This is a genomic window from Streptomyces sp. NPDC052910, assembly GCF_055585605.1.
The window spans coordinates 715,638-730,222 of the sequence record NZ_JBVJJR010000003.1; the positions used below are offsets into that span (position 1 = coordinate 715,638).

The following is a 14,585-nucleotide window of genomic DNA, read 5'->3' on the forward strand; positions in this document are numbered from 1 at the left end:
GCCATGCCCCCCGCCCCGCTGCACTGGTTCGGCCTGTCCTGGGTGGACAGAGGGCCCGCCTACTGGTGGCGGCGCTTGACCCGGACTTTCGTTCTGTTCGTGGGAGCGGTGGTCACCGGTGCGATGTGCGCGGGCTTCATGGTGGGGATCGGCCAGGCGGGAGACACGGTCCTGGTCGTCTTCCTCGTCCTCTACACCGTGCTCGGTGTCGGTATCGCCGTTCTCACCACCCGCGACATCCGGAACATCGACCGCATGGGTATCACGGCGGCGCGGCTGCGGGCCCGCTCGCCCAGCCGGCGGAGTGCCGCCGCGACCAAGGCCCTCACCGTTCTCACCAGTGCGGGCGTGATCCTCGCGGTACCCGTCGCGCTCGGTGTGGTCCTGCCTCATTTCATCCGCAGCTTCGGCCGCTACACCGTCGGCGAACGCTACGAACGCAAGCGTGCCGGTCTCGAAAACTGAGGACGGAAGAGGAACCACCGGCATGGCACACAGAACGCGCCCGCGCAGATACCCGCCCCCGGCGGTCGCGCCCAAGTCGTCCGGTGTGGCGGTGCGCTTCGGCGGGCTTCTCCTCGTCCTGTCGGGGCTGGTCTTCGGGGCGTTCGGGGCCGGCATCTCCAGTCATGCGTCCGGGCTGCTGGGGACGCGCGGGACGTTCACCGTCGAGCGGTGTGAGCGCCTGCCGTCTTCCCATCGCGGAGGCAAGGATTCCTTCCAGTGCTCGGGCGCCTTCCGGCCCTCGGACGGTGGCGCGAAGCGCAGCGGCCTCGACATCGACCGCGAATACAGGCCGGGACGCCGGGTCACCGCCTCCTGCGATTTCATCGGAATCTGCTACAAGATCGACCGTGTGAACGCGTGCGGTTGGTTCGCGGGGCTCCTGGCAGCCCTGTTGCTGCTGAGCATCGGCGTGCCGCTCGTGGTCCATGGCAGCACATGGGCGGCGGACCGGCATGCCCGGCGGCGTACGGGCCAGTGGCGTCTGGTCAAGGGGCTGTTCTGGCCGGCCCTCGGCTTCTTCCTGGTGTTCGTGGTGCTGCGCATCGCCCTGTGAGCGGCCGAGGGGGGTCGGCCCCTCTCACGCCACCCCCAGGAACCGCAGGACCGCCAGCACCCGTCGGTGGTCCGCGTCCGCTCTCGGCAGGTCCAGCTTGGCCAGGATGTTGTTGATGTGCTTGGCGACGGCGCTTTCGCTGACGACGAGGTGGGAGGCGATGCCCGCGTTGGAGCGGCCGGAGGCCATGAGTTCCAGGACCTCGCGTTCGCGTGGGGTGAGCCGGTCGAGGGGGTCGCTGTGCCGCCGGAGGAGGAGCTGGGAGACGACCTGGGGGTCGAGCGCCGTGCCGCCCGCCGCCACCCGGCGCAGGGCGTCGATGAACTCCTCGACGTCGGCGACCCGCTGTTTGAGCAGGTAGCCGACGCCTCGCGTGTCGCCGGTCAGGAGGTCCGTGGCGTACCGCTCCTCGACGTACTGGGAGAGGAGCAGCACGGCGGTCGACGGCCACTGCCGGCGGATGACGAGCGCCGCGCGCACGCCCTCGTCCGTGAAGCCGGGCGGCATCCGGACGTCGGAGACGACCAGGTCCGGCCGGTGTTCCTCGACCGCCGCGAGCACGGCCTCCGCGTCGCCGACCTCGGCGGCCACCTCGAATCCCGCCGCTTCCAGGACTTTCACCAGTCCCACTCGCAGCAGTACGGAATCCTCGGCGATCACGGCGCGCACGGCAGCTCCACAGTCACAACGGTCGGGCCCCCCACAGGGCTGCTGATCGAGAAGGTGCCGTCCACCGACGCGACCCGCTTGGCCAGCCCGGCCAGGCCCGTTCCGCCCGCCTCGTCCGCCCCGCCCACGCCGTCGTCGGAGACGACCACGAGCAGTATCCCCCCGAAACGTTCGACGGTGACCTCCGCCTGGGCCGCCTGGGCGTGCTTGACGACGTTGGCGAGCGCCTCCGAGACGACGAAGTAGGCCACCGCCTCGATCGCGGGCGCCGGCCGTGACGTCAGGTCCACCCTCACCCGGACGGGCAGCGGGGCGCGGTCGGCGATCCCGGACAGGGCCGCGTCCAGACCCCGGTCCTCCAGGACGGCCGGGTGGAGGCCCCGGACGAGGTCGCCGAGCTCCTGGATCGCCGCCTTCGCCTCGCGGTGCGCCTCGTCGATGACCTTCCGCGCGTCTTCGGGGAGATCGGTGAGCGTGATCTTCGCCAGGCCGAGGTTGACGGCCATCGACACCAGCCGCTGCTGGGCTCCGTCGTGCAGGTCCCGTTCGATGCGCCGTCGTTCGGCGTCGGCCGCGTCCACGACACCCGCCCGGCTCTCCGTGACCTCCGCGACCCGGCGGGCCAGCCGTTCGGCGGGGGTGGGGCCGAGGCGGCTCAGTGCGACGCGGGTATCGAGCCGGGAGAGGGCCTTCATCGCCCAGACCGCCGCGTACAGTCCGGCCGCGCCGACGGCGGTCACGTAGGCGGCCAGTGTCGAGTATCCGGTCTGCGACAGCCGGATCTCCGGCGGCAGTGCCCAGATCCAGACGTACACGCTCACCGCCGCCACGGACGCCACCGCGACGGCCAGCGCCGTCAGCGCGGCGGCGGTGATCAGGGGGCCGATCACCAGGTGGTACTGCACCTGCCGCCAGAACCGCTCCGAGCGGGTCCCCGTCTTCCGCTCCGGCCGGGGTATGTCCACCCCCAGCCAGCCCCGGAAGCGTGCCCGCTGCATCGTCGTCAGCACGGGCGAGGCCGCCGCGAGGAGCGCGAACATCCCGAAAATCACCGCCAGGACGCTCAGCGCCCGCGTCGGTCCGCCGGACAGCCACGGCACGGCGAACACCAGCAGCCCCAGGAACTGGATCAGGCCGCCGGTGACATGGAAGGCGACCGGACCGCCGCTGTTCTGGAAGGGGCGCAGCAGAGGGCGCGAAACGGTGGTCATGTGCATGGAAGAACCGTAATTCCGCAGCTCCCCGGGGGGCCATGGCACACACTCCCGTCCCCGGGGTGAAACCAGTGCCACCCCGGAACGGACAGCGGCACCCGTGACCGGCGCCCACCCGGCGGCCATCGTGGAACGTGCCACCCCACCGTCCGGCCAAGGAGCCCCGATGACCGTCCTCCGCCTCCCTCACCCCGTGCCTTCCGGATGCGACGCGGCGGACGAGCGGGGCGCGGCGGACGGCCCGGGCGCGTCCGCCGAGGTCATCCCCCTGCACCCGCCCCTCACCCCCGCACCCCGGCCGCGCCCGCGCCTCCTCGGCTACGCCCTGGCCGCCTGCGGAGTCGCCCTGCTCCCCTGGCTGTTCGTCCTCGCCACGAGCCTGCCGGCCGAGACGACCGCCTCGAAGTGGTCGGCGGCCTGGGTCGGCCTGGACGCGCTGGAGGCGCTCGCCCTGATCACGACGGGCCTCCTGGCCGTACGCCGCCACCCCCTCCACACACTCCCGGCCGCGGCCACCGCCACCCTGCTCGTCATCGACGCCTGGTTCGACGTGATGACGGCCGCCCCGGGCGGGGACCTCACCTCGGCCCTCGTCATGGCCTTCGCCGCCGAACTGCCGCTCGCCGCCGTATGCGGGGCGGTGGCGGTACGAGGGTACGAGGGCGCGCGGCCGCGGCCACTCCGGTGAGCAGACCGCTAACCTGCGCGGATGACGACCACCGCCGACCGCCGCTTCCCCGCCTGCCTGAGCGCCTTGGCGTACGTCGGCTCCGGCCGCACGGATCGGACGGGCGGAGAGAGGACGGGGGTGGAGAGGAGGGACGATGGCAGGACGGGGGTGGAGGGAAGCGGGGACGGATTCGAGTTCTGGTCCCGGATCGGGATCGACTTCGAGCCCTACGCCGCCTTCGTCTCCGCCGAGGACACCACCGAGTGGCTCCGGGCCTGGACAGGCAACCCCGCGGTGTCGGGAGACGCGTTCCGCGTCTTCGGCCAGGACGACACGGGCGGCTTCGTCGCCCTCTGGCTCGCCCGCCCGGCCGCGCCACTCACCGAACAGCCGGTCGTCCTCCTCGGCTCGGGCCACGAACTGGGCGTCGTCGCCCGCGACCTGCCGTCCTTCCTGTGGCTGCTGTCCGACGGCTTCGGCCCGTACGAGGCCGTCGACCCCCGCGAGCAGCACCGCTCCGTCCGCCGCGTCCCCGAACTTGTCGCACTGGCCGCCCACTTCGCTCCTGCCCGGCGACAACCCGCCAGTACCGTCATAGCGGAAGCGGCCCGTGAACTCCCGGCCTTCGCGGGGGCGGTCCGGAAGCTCTGCGCCTGACGGCGCCCCGCGTCATCCGGCCGGCTGTCGTCCCCCAGCGCCCACGCGGCGACGGGCAACGACAGTCGCACCCGCTACGCCGTCCGGCCCGGTCGCCGTCCGGATCCCGTCACACAGCCCCACGGCGGTCAACCGCCCCGACTCTCGGACCCCTTCGGCCGCACCTCGACGACCAGGTCCATGCGTTGCTGTCGAACGACCTCCGGCCCGACGGCCCGAACGGCCGGAAACGCGGCTCGATGACGCCCGGGCGGGGTGAGCCGTCGTACGGCGCCTCCGGACACTCGGCAGCGAGGGCCGCCAAGTGCGGGAACCTGACACAGGAGGGCACCGCAGATGATCCCTCCACGTGGCGTCGGCCCGCCCTACGCCGGTCCCGGCCGAACCGCCCATGTCACGGAAGCCTCGCCCCTCCCCCACCTCCCGGCCGACCGCGCAAGCAGCGCACGCACCTCCACCGCCCCGGCCAGCACTTCTTCCTCATGCGGCGCGGGAAGCAGCCAGAAGGCGCCCGGCCCCTCCCGCCGCGCGGGGTGCGGCGTGCGCAGATAGCGCAGAGGGTCGTCGATCCCCACGGCCCTCGTCCCGCTCCCTGCGGACCAGGTCCGCGCCGTGCCCGCCCCCACCAGGACGCTGTAGACGTCCCGCCGGCGGTTCACCACCACGCCGTACCCGATCCCCGCCTCCCGGAACGCCGCCTCGACCACGTCGTCCGTCCGCACCCCGGCGATGCCGCCCTCCACCGTTTCGGCCGGGAGATGGACGACGTCGAAGCGGTGCCCGATCTCGATCGCGGGCGTCCTGCCCTCGGCCCAGGCCTCATGGACCTCCCGTGGCCGCAGAGCCCTGGAAACCAGCCACAGCGCGGCGGGGTGGCGCTGGGTGGGGTACGTGAGGGGCAGCGGCGAGTAGCTCATCGGACCGCCTCCTCGCGGACCACGGTGTTCACGGGGCCCGGGTCCACCCGCCGGAACGAGGTCATCACCGCGCGGTACGAACGGTGCGCCGGGTGCGGCCGCGCGTGCTTCAGCGCCCCTGCCTCGGCGCCCGACGGGACGCCCTCGCCCGCCCGGGACGCCTCCCGGCAGTCCCAGTAGTCCCAGTAGTCCCGGCAGTCCCGACACTGGAGCTGGCGCACGGGTTCGCCCGGAAGCTCTGTCCCGCCATCCCTCGCCGGCACCAGAACACGCGCCTCCGTCACCGCCGCCTCCCGTGCGGGTGCCGCCGCAGCTCGACGTCGCAGTCCACGACGCGGGAGAAGTCCGCGTTCCGCCGCGCGACGGCCCGCTGCCGCGCGAGGGCTGCGCAGACGTCGCAACCGGGCACGGGCGCGGGCGCGCCGCCGACCGGCTCCGCCGGGGGCCCACCCACGGCGGCATCGGCCAACGCGGCGCGGCGGGCGCGGTCCTGTGGGCTACGGCGAGGGGCGGCCATCACTCGGCACCCCCTTCGGCGGTGGCGAGAAGCCTGTCGAGCTCCCGGCGCATCCCGGCGGCGGCGTCATACGTCAGCACGAGCTCGCCGGCCGCCAGCGAGACGCCGTTGTCCACGACGCGGAGCGGCAAGGCGATCCGCCCGGCCTCGGTGTGGTGCAGCGATTTGTCGGGGTCACGTTCGATCCGCACGCCCCGCACGGGGTTCGCGGACACGGACGCCGCCCCGGGCTTCCCCTCGGTGATCGTCATGTGGCAGACCGTAGAACGGGAAACGGGAGGCGGCCCGGAAGCATTTTCCGGGCCGCCTCGCGTTCCGGGGTCAGGCCGCCGCCAGCACCCCTACGTGCGCCGCGAGTTCGCGCAGCTCGCGGCGGTACGTGGGTCGCTCGCGCTTGAGCAGCGCGCCGATCGCGTCACGGACCAAGGGGAAATAGCGGATTTCCTCCGGGCTCGCCTCCCTGATCTTCCGGAGCATGTACAGCGTGGCGTAATCGTCGCCCGTCAACCGGTTCGCGTGCATCACCTCGACCAGATACCTCGTCGTGCGCTCCAACGGCAGTACGCCGCCCGGGTCGGGCACCTCCACGTCGTCGGCCAGTCGCAGCGCTTCGGCCGCGTCACCCTCTTCGGCCGCCAAGTGCACGGCGTGCATCCTGACGTTCGTCGGCCCGAACGACGTGTGCCAGTCGTTGCGATCCTCCCCGAGGCGCGCCGCGACGGCGTCGGCACCGCGCAGCAGGTCCCAGGCCACCGGCGCCTTACCGTCTCGCACGGCCGCGATCACAGCGGCGAGATGAAGCGCGCCGTAAGCGGAGAGGTGTTCCGGGGTGGCGTGGTCCCCGGGGCGCACGTGGTCGATGGCCGCCCGGGCCAGTTCGAGGGAGTCCGCCACTTCTCCGCTCGATGTGAGGATGCCGCACACGTTCCATACGGAGGCAGCGATGAGGGCCGGGTCCCCGGTGGCATCGGCGATCTGCATCGCTCGATCGGCTGCCGTCAACGACAGCTTGCGTTCGCCTACGCGCCGCAAGAAGACCTGATGGAGGTGCAGCAGGGAAACGAGGGAACGTGCCGCCTCCAACTCATTGTCCGCGTTGGCGTTCCGCACACTCCAGTACGCCTCGGCGAGGAGACCGGGCAGAACCCGGCCGACCGGCTCGTACCGCTGTGTCTGCGTCTCGTAAACCTGCCAGGTTTCAGCCACCCGCCGGGACAGTTCGTCGATGGACACGGGCTCACCCGGCAGGCTGGAGCCGAGGAGGGTGGGCGGCGTGTGCAAAGCCCGTCGAATCGCCGGGACTGTGGGGTGCTCCGGAGAGGGCGAGAGCGACAGCGCAGCCGTGGGACCGGTGAGATCGGCCAGGTCGCGGATTCCCAGGACGCGCGCGATGTCGAGAAGGACGGACAACCGGTCCACTGGGATGAGTCCGCGCTCGACTTTGGACACCCAGTCTTCCGAACGGCCAACAAGCCCCCCGAGGGCCGCCTGTGACTTCCCGCTCTTCGTCCTGTAGTGCTTGATCCGCTCCCCGATGCTGAGTTCCGGTACATCGATCATGGATGTTCCCCTTGATGGTGGGCGCTCAACTACCAGCGTAGGCCAGCGGCTTACGAACATCGGCGCCGCGAAGAGAACTTCCCCCCTTCAGTGGTCGAGCCGTCGTCGCCGACGAGGAGCAACCGTCAGCGGGCGCCGCTACGTCGTCCACGCGAACGCCGCCACCCTGGACGGCCGGATCGCCGCGGCGGACGGCACCAGTCAGTGGATCACCAGTGCGGAGTCCCGCGCCGAGGTGCACGCGCTGCGGGCCGCCTGTCAGGCGACCGTCGTGGGTTCGGGCACTCAGCAAGCGGACGACCCGCACCTGGCCGTGCGCTCGGCGAAGGACGACCCGGCCCTCCGGGTCACAGCACCGGCCGAGCAGCAGCCGTGGCGGGTGGTCGTGGACACCCACGCCCGTACGCCGGTAAGCGCCCGCGTCCTGGATGACGCCGCGCCCACGCTGATCGCGGTGTCGGAGGAGGCGGATGCCTCGCACCTGGAAGGCCGGGCGACCATCGTCAGGCTCCCGAAGTCCCGCGACGGCGACGGCGCGGGCCTGGACATCGCGTCGTTGCTGCGCGAGTTGCGCAAGCGCGAGGTGCGCGGCATGTTCCTGGAGGGTGGCCCCACCCTGGCCGCGTCGTTCGTGTCGGCCGGGCTGGTCGATCGCGTGATCGCGTACATCGCACCGGCCTTCCTCGGCAGGGGCAAGAGTGCCTTGCAGGGCGGCTCGATCGGCACGATCGGCGACACGCTCCGCTGCGAGTTGCTCGACGTGGCCCGCTCGGGCCCGGACGTCCGCCTGGTGGCCCGGCCGCGGGGCTGAGCGGACGGACGACCCGGCCGCGCGGCCGAACGCCCGCACGACCCGAGCGGGTAATGCGGTGGCCACGCGCCCCCGCGAGGGCCACGCTTCGGTCATGGGCCACCCGCCTGGTGACGTACCGGGCCGTCCCTGGCTCGGCACGCCGATCGACGCCCGCCCCCTGTTCGCTCCCAACACGCCGCGCTCATGGCCACGCTGCGCGGCCTGACCCCTTCCGGCCGGCACAAGGAAGCGGCGCCGGGCTGGACCGTGCGCGACGTCGCCGCGCACGTGGTGGGCGACGGCTACGGGCCGCCTCGCCCGCGACCGCGACCGGCACGGACACCGGCACCGGCACCGGCACCGGCACCGGCACGGATCGGCCCCCGCGCCGGGCGAAACGCCGGAAGCGTTCATTCACCGCGGCGACCAGGAGTGGGTGAACGCCTTCGCCCGGGTCAGCCCGGCCGCGCTCACGGACACCCTGGACTGGTCGGCGGCCGGACCACCCGCTTCTTCGAGGGTGCGGACCCGTACGCCCCGGCGCCGGGAGTGTCCTGGGCGGGGATCGATCCGGCGCCGATGTGGCCGGACAGCGCCCGGGACCTCACCGAGTTTCGGACCCACCGCCGGCGGATCCACCACGCGGTCGGTCTGCCGACCGACCCGGACCCGATGCTCCTGTCGGTGGTCCCGGACACGTTCATGCGGGCTCTGCCGCACACCCTGCACACGGTCGGCGTACCGCTGGGCACGCGGATCCGGGTCAGGGTCGACGGTCCGGCCGGCGGAGTCCGGACGGCCACGGCCACGGCCACCAAGACCCGCTGGTCACTGACCGAACCGGACACCGGACGCCCCGCCGCGCTCCTCCGCCTGGACGCGGGGACCGCCTGGCGCCTGTGCACGCGCGGCATCCGGCCGGACACGGCCCTGGCGCGAGCCCACGTCGCCGGTGATCCCGCCCTCGCCGCGGCCGCCTGCCGCTTCGTGTCCATCGTCCACTGACGCCCGCTCGATGCCACAAGCCCCATCGCCCGTTCCCCGCCCGTGGGTTACCGCGACCGGCGATGAGAGGATCACTCGACCACGAAGGAGACGTACACACGAAGGAGACGTACAGTGGCATGGGGAACAGTGGCGATCACCGGGGCGGCGGGGAACATCGGCTCGGTTCTGCGCGAAGCGTTGCGCGGCGAGGTGAGCCGCCTGCTCTTGCTCGACCGCGTGCCGCTCCGGGCCGAGGCCGCGAACGAGGTGGTCCACACCGTGGACCTCCGGGAGGCGGCCGCCGTCGAAGCCGCGCTCGCGGGTGCGGATGCCGTGATCCACCTGGGCGGCCTGCCGGACGAGGCACCGCTCGAAGACCTCTTGGACGCCAACGTGCTGGGCACCCACCATGTGCTGGAAGCCGCCCGGCGCGGGGCGATTCCACGGGTCGTACTGGCGAGCAGCAACCGCGTGACCGGCTTCTACCCCACCGCCCACCACACCGGCCCCCGGGATCCGGTGCGCCCGGACGGCCTGTACGGGGTGAGCAAGGCGGCCGTCGAGGCCCTGGGACGGCTGTACGCGGACAAGTTCGGCGTCTCCGTTGTCTGCCTGCGCATCGGCAGCTTCGAGGAGGCGCCCACGGAACCGCGCCACCTGGCGACGTGGCTCAGCCCGCGCGATGCCGTCGGCTTCTGCCGCGCCGCGCTGACCGCCCCACTGTCCACGCGCTTCACCACGGTGTACGCCGTCTCCGCCAATACCCGCCGCTATTGGGAACTCCCCGCGGAATCCGAACTGGCCTACACGCCGCTCGACAACGCCGAAGAGCACGCGTCGCGCCTCAGCGACACTGACCTCGGTACGGATCCGGAAGCTCCGCAAGGCGGCCCCTACGCCTCGCCCGAGTTCACGTTGAAACACCTGCGGCCGTGAACGCTCCGGCACCAAAGCCCGCTTGTACACAAGCCCCTTGGGCCGGCCTGGCCCCGGCGAACACGAGCCAAGCCGTCAGCTCCCCTCCCCTACCGCCGGCCCCCGGCTGAGGAACCGCTTCGCCGCCTGGACGGCCTCCCTGTCGAGTTCCTCAAGGGAGACTCCCCAGTTCTCTTCCCAGCAGTGCAGGCTGTGCGCGCAGTGGACAAGAGGTGCCAACTCCTCCGGATAGCCGAGGTTGTCGGTGATTTCCGCCTGGATGAGATGGGTGCCGGCGGCGGGGCTGAGGGTTCCGTCGGCGATCCGACCGGCGACCCAATAGGCCATCGCCCACTGCGCGGCCCGCGGATCGGCGGGCGCGCGGAATGTCAGCCCCAATTCCTCCAGAACCCGGTCGAAAAGCGCCGGTGCTTCGGGTTCCTCTCTCCGGCCGAGCCCGGCCAGCATGGCGAGAGAGGGGCTGTCGACCCCGGCGAGGAGCGCGTCCAGTCCGGCCTGGATGAGCCGGTCGGACCCGACGTGCCGGCCGAATGCCCGCTCCTGAGCGATATGCGTGAGCTGCTTGACGGCGTCGTCGCGATGCATCGGAGCCTTCCCGGTCGGCGTCTGGGACAGCAGGCTCGCACAACCGACCGCGGAGACCCGCCCCGGGCCCAACGCCCGCGTCCCGCCTGCCGCCCGCCCGGGGCCGCGGGGCCGGGCACCCGGCAGGCCGACACGACCCGCAGCCCGACGACGCCCTGCGCCCGCCGAGCACCACGGCCGGGGCCTCGGGCGCCTCACCCCTCGACGGCCGGGCCGCCACGGTCGCCCGGACCCCGCTGGGCCGCGTCCGGCGCCCCTTGCCGGGTGCGGATCCAGTACCGGAGCTTGCCGCTCCGCTCGTCCTCGAAGACGCCGCCGCACGCCTCGATGACCTTGCGGGAGGCGACGTTGTCCGGGTCGCAGGTGACCAGAACCGGATCGAGGTCCAGGCCCGCGGCGACCGGCAGTACGGAACGCAGCATCGCGGTGGCGTGCCCGCGGCGGCGGGCGGAGGGGCGGACGTCGTAGCCGATGTGGCCGCCCCACTCCAACAGCCGTGGTGTGGAGCGGTGGCGGACGGCGACGCGTCCCAGCCAGGTGTCGCCCTCGACGTACCACAGGGTGGTGGCGGGGACACGGCCCGCGGGGCGGGGGGTGTCCTCCCGGGTGTCGGCGCGCACCGACTTCACGTACTCCGCGAACACCTCGGGGTCTCGCCACCTCGGGTGGAAACGCAGGATGTCCCGCCCGATCATCGAGTCGTCCTCGGGCACCCCCCGCCCCTCCCCCCGGAACTCGGCCATGGCTTCGACGAACGAGAGGTGGACGCGCACATCAGGCGTGATCAATCGCGGCATCGGCCCAGTGTGCCCCAGCAGGCCATATGAGGGCTCCCGGTGACGCATGCGATTCCGCGTCTGCAATTCCGGGCGTATTCCGGCGATTTCGGAGTTCAGGAGGCGCCGGCGTGCCATCGGTGCGACCTGCGTTCTCGTCGCGATCGTGTCCGTCACCGATACCGGGTGCGCGCACCCCGCCGCGTGCGGCGACGAAGGCAAACGCCCGGGGGGGGAATCACCCGGCAGGACATGGCCGGCACTTACCGGGCCGAGCCTTTCGGCACACTGAGACTCAAAGGTGACGGATCGTTCGAAGCCGGGGACTGGCCGGAGTTCCGTCACCCGGGCAAACCCAGGCACACGGGCGGCTGCGCCACCGGCACCTGGGAATTGCGGGCGGAACAGCAGCGCACCCCCACGGCGGCGCGGGCACCACGGCGACGGCCGCCCGGGCCGGCGTGTCGTGCCGCGGGTGGTGGCGCGGTCGGTCAAAGACCCCGCCCCACACGCCCGAAGGCCCCGCCCCCGCACGCGGCGGGACCGGGGCCTCCGAAAGCAGGCTCGGAAAGAGCGAGCTCGGCAAGCGAGCTCAACAAGCAAGCTCAGCGAGCGACCTCAGCAGCCGAGCAGACGCCCGCCCAGGTACGCCTGGATCTGGTCGAGGGAGACGCGCTCCTGCTTCATCGTGTCGCGCTCGCGCACGGTCACCGCGTTGTCGTCGAGGGTGTCGAAGTCGACGGTGACGCAGAACGGCGTGCCGATCTCGTCCTGGCGGCGGTAGCGGCGGCCGATGGCGCCGGCGTCGTCGAAGTCGATGTTCCAGTGCTTGCGCAGGTCCGCCGCGAGGCCCTTGGCCTTCGGGGAGAGCTGCGGGTTGCGGGACAGCGGCAGGACGGCGACCTTGACCGGGGCCAGGCGCGGGTCGAGGCGCATGACGACGCGCTTCTCCATGACGCCCTTGGCGTTGGGGGCCTCGTCCTCGTTGTACGCGTCGAGCATGAAGGCGAGCATGGCGCGGTTGAGGCCGGCCGCCGGCTCGATGACGTACGGGAAGTAGCGCTCGCCGGCTTCCTGGTCGAAGTACGACAGGTCCTGGCCGGAGGCGGCGGAGTGGGCCTTCAGGTCGTAGTCGGTGCGGTTGGCGAGGCCCTCCAGCTCGGAGAACTCGGTGCCGCCGAAGTTGAAGCGGTACTCGATGTCAACGGTGCGCTTGGAGTAGTGCGAGAGCTTCTCGGCGGCGTGCTCGTACCACCGCATGTTCTCCTCGCGCATGCCGAGGCCGGTGTACCAGCTCCAGCGCTGCTCCATCCAGTACTCGTGCCACTGCTCGTCCTCGCCCGGCTTGACGAAGAACTCCATCTCCATCTGCTCGAACTCGCGGGTACGGAAGATGAAGTTGCCCGGCGTGATCTCGTTGCGGAACGACTTGCCGGTCTGGGCGATGCCGAACGGCGGCTTGCGGCGCGAGGTCTGCTGCACCTGGGCGAAGTTGGTGAAGATGCCCTGCGCGGTCTCGGGGCGCAGGTAGCTCACGGAGCCGCTGTCCTGCGTCGGGCCGAGGTGGGTGGAGAGCAGGCCGGAGAACTGCTTGGGCTCGGTGAAGCCGCCCTTGTTGCCGCAGTGCGGGCAGTTGAGGTCGGCGAGGCCGTTCTCGGGGAGCTTGCCGTGCTTGGCCTCGTACGCCTCCTCCAGGTGGTCGGCGCGGAAGCGCTTGTGGCAGGAGGTGCACTCGGTCAGCGGGTCGGTGAAGGTGGCGACGTGACCGGACGCCTCCCACACCTCACGGGCCAGGATCACCGACGAGTCGAGACCGACCACGTCGTCGCGCGAGGTGACCATGGAACGCCACCACTGGCGCTTGATGTTCTCCTTGAGCTCCACACCGAGCGGTCCGTAGTCCCAGGCGGCACGCTGACCGCCGTAGATCTCACTGCACGGATAGACGAAGCCACGGCGCTTGCTCAGGCTGACGATGGTGTCGATCTTGTCGGCGGCCACGGTGCTCTCTTCATTGCGACGACGAACAGCGAATGCTTCAGGTTACCGGCGCGACACCCCCTCTCATCAAATCGGTCCCGCCCCGACCGGTCCGTGATCGGCCACCGCCCGGGCGCCCGTCGGCCGCCGGGTCGGCGGGCCGACGTCCGGACCACCCGGTGACCGCTCTTGTTGACAATCGTTTCCATTTTCGTTGAAAATGAGTGTCATGAACGACAACCCTCGCCGCCCCGCCTCCCGGTCCCCCCGAATAACCGGGCTCGCCGTCGCCCTGGCGACGGTGCTCGGCCTCGGCACACTCTCCGCCTGCGGTTCCGGCGAGCGGTCGGCGACGAAGGACGGCAAGCTGGACGTCGTGGCGTCGTTCTATCCGATGGAGTTCCTCGTCCGGCAGATCGGCGGGGACCACGTCCACGTCACCGGCCTCACCAAGCCCGGTCAGGAGCCGCACGACCTGGAGCTCAAGCCCCGGCAGGTCGCCTCCCTGGAGAAGGCGGACGCCGTCGTCTACCTCAAGGGGCTCCAGCCCGCCGTGGACGAGGCGATCAAGCAGTCCGGCGCGAAGAACGTCGCCGACGCGGCCTCCCTCACCCGCCTGGAGACCCACGGGGACGAGGTCGACGGCCACGAACACGGCGACCACGAAGAGCACGGCGACCACGACCACGAAGGCGCCGCCGACCCGCACGTCTGGCTCGACCCCGTGAAGTACGCCGAGGTCGCCCAGGGCGTCAACAAGGTCCTCGCCAAGGCCGCCCCGGACCACCGGGAGATCTTCCGGAAGAACACCGACATCCTGGTGGGCCGCCTCAAGGAGCTGAACGCCACGTTCTCGGACGGCCTGCGGAACCGCGCCTCCGACACCTTCATCACCACCCACGCCGCCTTCGGCTACCTCGCCGAGCGCTACGGGCTCACCGAGGAGGCCGTCAGCGGCGTCGACCCGGAGGCCGAGCCGAGCGCGGCGCGGATCAAGGACCTGCACAAGCTGGCGAAGGACCACCACGTCGGCACGGTCTTCTTCGAGACCATCGCCAGCCCGGCCACCGCCAAAACCATCGCCGGCGACCTCGGCCTGCGGACCGACGTCCTGGACCCGCTGGAGGGCATCACGGACGAGTCCAGGGGACACGATTACTTCGAGGTCATGGAGTCCAACCTGACGGCCCTGCGGAAAGCGCTCGGTGCGAAGTGAGCACGCGGACGAGCAGCACCCCGGCCGCCCCCGGGGCGAGCACCGAGG

Annotated in this window: 18 protein-coding genes; 8 read left to right on the forward strand and 10 right to left on the reverse strand. The window is 71.7% G+C overall.

Going from position 1 to position 14,585, the window contains the following annotated elements; translation table 11 throughout:
* Positions 1 to 3: 3 nt before the first annotated feature.
* Positions 4 to 465: a hypothetical protein gene (locus ACZ6X9_RS14205; RefSeq protein ID WP_469778264.1), complete on the forward strand. Its 462-nt coding sequence runs from the start codon at positions 4 to 6 to the stop codon at positions 463 to 465.
* 22 nt (positions 466 to 487) lie between these two features.
* Complete coding sequence (locus tag ACZ6X9_RS14210) at positions 488 to 1,060, forward strand: hypothetical protein (protein ID WP_469778265.1); 573 nt, start codon at positions 488 to 490, stop codon at positions 1,058 to 1,060.
* Positions 1,061 to 1,084: 24 nt separating this feature from the next.
* Here ACZ6X9_RS14210 and ACZ6X9_RS14215 read toward each other — a convergent pair whose 3' ends face one another.
* Together ACZ6X9_RS14215 and ACZ6X9_RS14220 are read right to left on the reverse strand one after the other, a co-directional pair.
* Positions 1,085 to 1,729 (reverse strand): response regulator, encoded by a 645-nt coding sequence (locus tag ACZ6X9_RS14215; protein WP_469778266.1) that lies wholly within the window; start codon positions 1,727 to 1,729, stop codon positions 1,085 to 1,087.
* A complete protein-coding gene (locus tag ACZ6X9_RS14220) occupies positions 1,717 to 2,946 on the reverse strand; it encodes a sensor histidine kinase (protein WP_469778267.1) in 1,230 nt (409 codons plus the stop codon). Before ACZ6X9_RS14220 ends, ACZ6X9_RS14215 begins: the two co-directional genes overlap by 13 nt.
* A 163-nt stretch (positions 2,947 to 3,109) precedes the next feature.
* On the opposite strand from ACZ6X9_RS14220, the gene ACZ6X9_RS14225 reads away from it, so the two are divergent.
* Both ACZ6X9_RS14225 and ACZ6X9_RS14230 read left to right on the forward strand, forming a co-directional pair.
* Entirely contained in the window at positions 3,110 to 3,631 is a 522-nt protein-coding gene (locus ACZ6X9_RS14225; RefSeq protein WP_469778268.1) for a hypothetical protein, read from the forward strand.
* 21 nt (positions 3,632 to 3,652) lie between these two features.
* Positions 3,653 to 4,270, forward strand: coding sequence for an SMI1/KNR4 family protein (locus ACZ6X9_RS14230; RefSeq protein WP_469778269.1), 618 nt, complete (start codon positions 3,653 to 3,655; stop codon positions 4,268 to 4,270).
* A gap of 365 nt (positions 4,271 to 4,635) precedes the next feature.
* Here ACZ6X9_RS14230 and ACZ6X9_RS14235 read toward each other — a convergent pair whose 3' ends face one another.
* The 5 genes from ACZ6X9_RS14235 to ACZ6X9_RS14255 all read right to left on the reverse strand — a co-directional run bounded on the left by ACZ6X9_RS14235 (position 4,636) and on the right by ACZ6X9_RS14255 (position 7,264).
* Positions 4,636 to 5,187, reverse strand: a complete 552-nt coding sequence (locus ACZ6X9_RS14235) for a hypothetical protein (RefSeq protein WP_469778270.1) — start codon at positions 5,185 to 5,187, stop codon at positions 4,636 to 4,638.
* Positions 5,184 to 5,408: a DUF7848 domain-containing protein gene (locus ACZ6X9_RS14240; protein ID WP_469778271.1), complete on the reverse strand. Its 225-nt coding sequence runs from the start codon at positions 5,406 to 5,408 to the stop codon at positions 5,184 to 5,186. Before ACZ6X9_RS14240 ends, ACZ6X9_RS14235 begins: the two co-directional genes overlap by 4 nt.
* Before the next feature lie 59 nt (positions 5,409 to 5,467).
* Entirely contained in the window at positions 5,468 to 5,704 is a 237-nt protein-coding gene (locus ACZ6X9_RS14245; RefSeq protein WP_469778272.1) for a hypothetical protein, read from the reverse strand.
* Complete coding sequence (locus ACZ6X9_RS14250) at positions 5,704 to 5,955, reverse strand: hypothetical protein (RefSeq protein ID WP_469778273.1); 252 nt, start codon at positions 5,953 to 5,955, stop codon at positions 5,704 to 5,706. The genes ACZ6X9_RS14245 and ACZ6X9_RS14250 overlap by 1 nt, the downstream gene beginning before the upstream one ends.
* A gap of 70 nt (positions 5,956 to 6,025) precedes the next feature.
* Positions 6,026 to 7,264: a helix-turn-helix domain-containing protein gene (locus ACZ6X9_RS14255; RefSeq protein WP_469778274.1), complete on the reverse strand. Its 1,239-nt coding sequence runs from the start codon at positions 7,262 to 7,264 to the stop codon at positions 6,026 to 6,028.
* Here ACZ6X9_RS14255 and ACZ6X9_RS14260 point away from each other — a divergent pair.
* From ACZ6X9_RS14260 to ACZ6X9_RS14270, 3 genes are all read left to right on the forward strand, one after another.
* The gene (locus ACZ6X9_RS14260; protein ID WP_469778275.1) at positions 7,263 to 8,075 is read left to right on the forward strand and encodes a RibD family protein; all 813 of its coding nucleotides are present in this window, start codon (positions 7,263 to 7,265) and stop codon (positions 8,073 to 8,075) included. The genes ACZ6X9_RS14255 and ACZ6X9_RS14260 overlap by 2 nt on opposite strands.
* A 561-nt stretch (positions 8,076 to 8,636) precedes the next feature.
* Positions 8,637 to 9,062 (forward strand): hypothetical protein, encoded by a 426-nt coding sequence (locus tag ACZ6X9_RS14265; protein ID WP_469778276.1) that lies wholly within the window; start codon positions 8,637 to 8,639, stop codon positions 9,060 to 9,062.
* A gap of 114 nt (positions 9,063 to 9,176) precedes the next feature.
* Positions 9,177 to 9,980, forward strand: a complete 804-nt coding sequence (locus ACZ6X9_RS14270) for an NAD-dependent epimerase/dehydratase family protein (protein ID WP_469778277.1) — start codon at positions 9,177 to 9,179, stop codon at positions 9,978 to 9,980.
* Positions 9,981 to 10,055: 75 nt separating this feature from the next.
* On the opposite strand, the gene ACZ6X9_RS14275 is transcribed toward ACZ6X9_RS14270, so the two are convergent.
* From ACZ6X9_RS14275 to ACZ6X9_RS14285, 3 genes are all read right to left on the reverse strand, one after another.
* Positions 10,056 to 10,565: a hypothetical protein gene (locus ACZ6X9_RS14275; protein WP_469778278.1), complete on the reverse strand. Its 510-nt coding sequence runs from the start codon at positions 10,563 to 10,565 to the stop codon at positions 10,056 to 10,058.
* 194 nt (positions 10,566 to 10,759) lie between these two features.
* Complete coding sequence (locus ACZ6X9_RS14280; RefSeq protein WP_469778279.1) at positions 10,760 to 11,362, reverse strand: GNAT family N-acetyltransferase; 603 nt, start codon at positions 11,360 to 11,362, stop codon at positions 10,760 to 10,762.
* A 597-nt stretch (positions 11,363 to 11,959) separates the two neighbouring features.
* The gene (locus ACZ6X9_RS14285; RefSeq protein ID WP_469778280.1) at positions 11,960 to 13,342 is read right to left on the reverse strand and encodes a glycine--tRNA ligase; all 1,383 of its coding nucleotides are present in this window, start codon (positions 13,340 to 13,342) and stop codon (positions 11,960 to 11,962) included.
* 208 nt (positions 13,343 to 13,550) lie between these two features.
* Here ACZ6X9_RS14285 and ACZ6X9_RS14290 point away from each other — a divergent pair, with 208 nt between their 5' ends.
* Positions 13,551 to 14,537, forward strand: coding sequence for a metal ABC transporter substrate-binding protein (locus ACZ6X9_RS14290; RefSeq protein WP_469778281.1), 987 nt, complete (start codon positions 13,551 to 13,553; stop codon positions 14,535 to 14,537).
* The last annotated feature ends 48 nt before the right edge of the window (positions 14,538 to 14,585 follow it).

Bases quoted from the DNA above. Each gene is read 5' to 3' on its own strand.
- ACZ6X9_RS14205 (WP_469778264.1), top strand. From the start codon at position 4: ATGCCCCCCGCCCCGCTGCACTGGTTCGGCCTGTCCTGGGTGGACAGA.
- ACZ6X9_RS14210 (WP_469778265.1), top strand. From the start codon at position 488: ATGGCACACAGAACGCGCCCGCGCAGATACCCGCCCCCGGCGGTCGCG.
- ACZ6X9_RS14220 (WP_469778267.1), bottom strand. From the start codon at position 2,946: ATGCACATGACCACCGTTTCGCGCCCTCTGCTGCGCCCCTTCCAGAAC.
- ACZ6X9_RS14225 (WP_469778268.1), top strand. From the start codon at position 3,110: ATGACCGTCCTCCGCCTCCCTCACCCCGTGCCTTCCGGATGCGACGCG.
- ACZ6X9_RS14230 (WP_469778269.1), top strand. From the start codon at position 3,653: ATGACGACCACCGCCGACCGCCGCTTCCCCGCCTGCCTGAGCGCCTTG.
- ACZ6X9_RS14235 (WP_469778270.1), bottom strand. From the start codon at position 5,187: ATGAGCTACTCGCCGCTGCCCCTCACGTACCCCACCCAGCGCCACCCC.
- ACZ6X9_RS14245 (WP_469778272.1), bottom strand. From the start codon at position 5,704: ATGGCCGCCCCTCGCCGTAGCCCACAGGACCGCGCCCGCCGCGCCGCG.
- ACZ6X9_RS14250 (WP_469778273.1), bottom strand. From the start codon at position 5,955: ATGACGATCACCGAGGGGAAGCCCGGGGCGGCGTCCGTGTCCGCGAAC.
- ACZ6X9_RS14260 (WP_469778275.1), top strand. From the start codon at position 7,263: ATGGATGTTCCCCTTGATGGTGGGCGCTCAACTACCAGCGTAGGCCAG.
- ACZ6X9_RS14255 (WP_469778274.1), bottom strand. From the start codon at position 7,264: ATGATCGATGTACCGGAACTCAGCATCGGGGAGCGGATCAAGCACTAC.
- ACZ6X9_RS14265 (WP_469778276.1), top strand. From the start codon at position 8,637: ATGTGGCCGGACAGCGCCCGGGACCTCACCGAGTTTCGGACCCACCGC.
- ACZ6X9_RS14275 (WP_469778278.1), bottom strand. From the start codon at position 10,565: ATGCATCGCGACGACGCCGTCAAGCAGCTCACGCATATCGCTCAGGAG.
- ACZ6X9_RS14280 (WP_469778279.1), bottom strand. From the start codon at position 11,362: ATGCCGCGATTGATCACGCCTGATGTGCGCGTCCACCTCTCGTTCGTC.
- ACZ6X9_RS14290 (WP_469778281.1), top strand. From the start codon at position 13,551: ATGAACGACAACCCTCGCCGCCCCGCCTCCCGGTCCCCCCGAATAACC.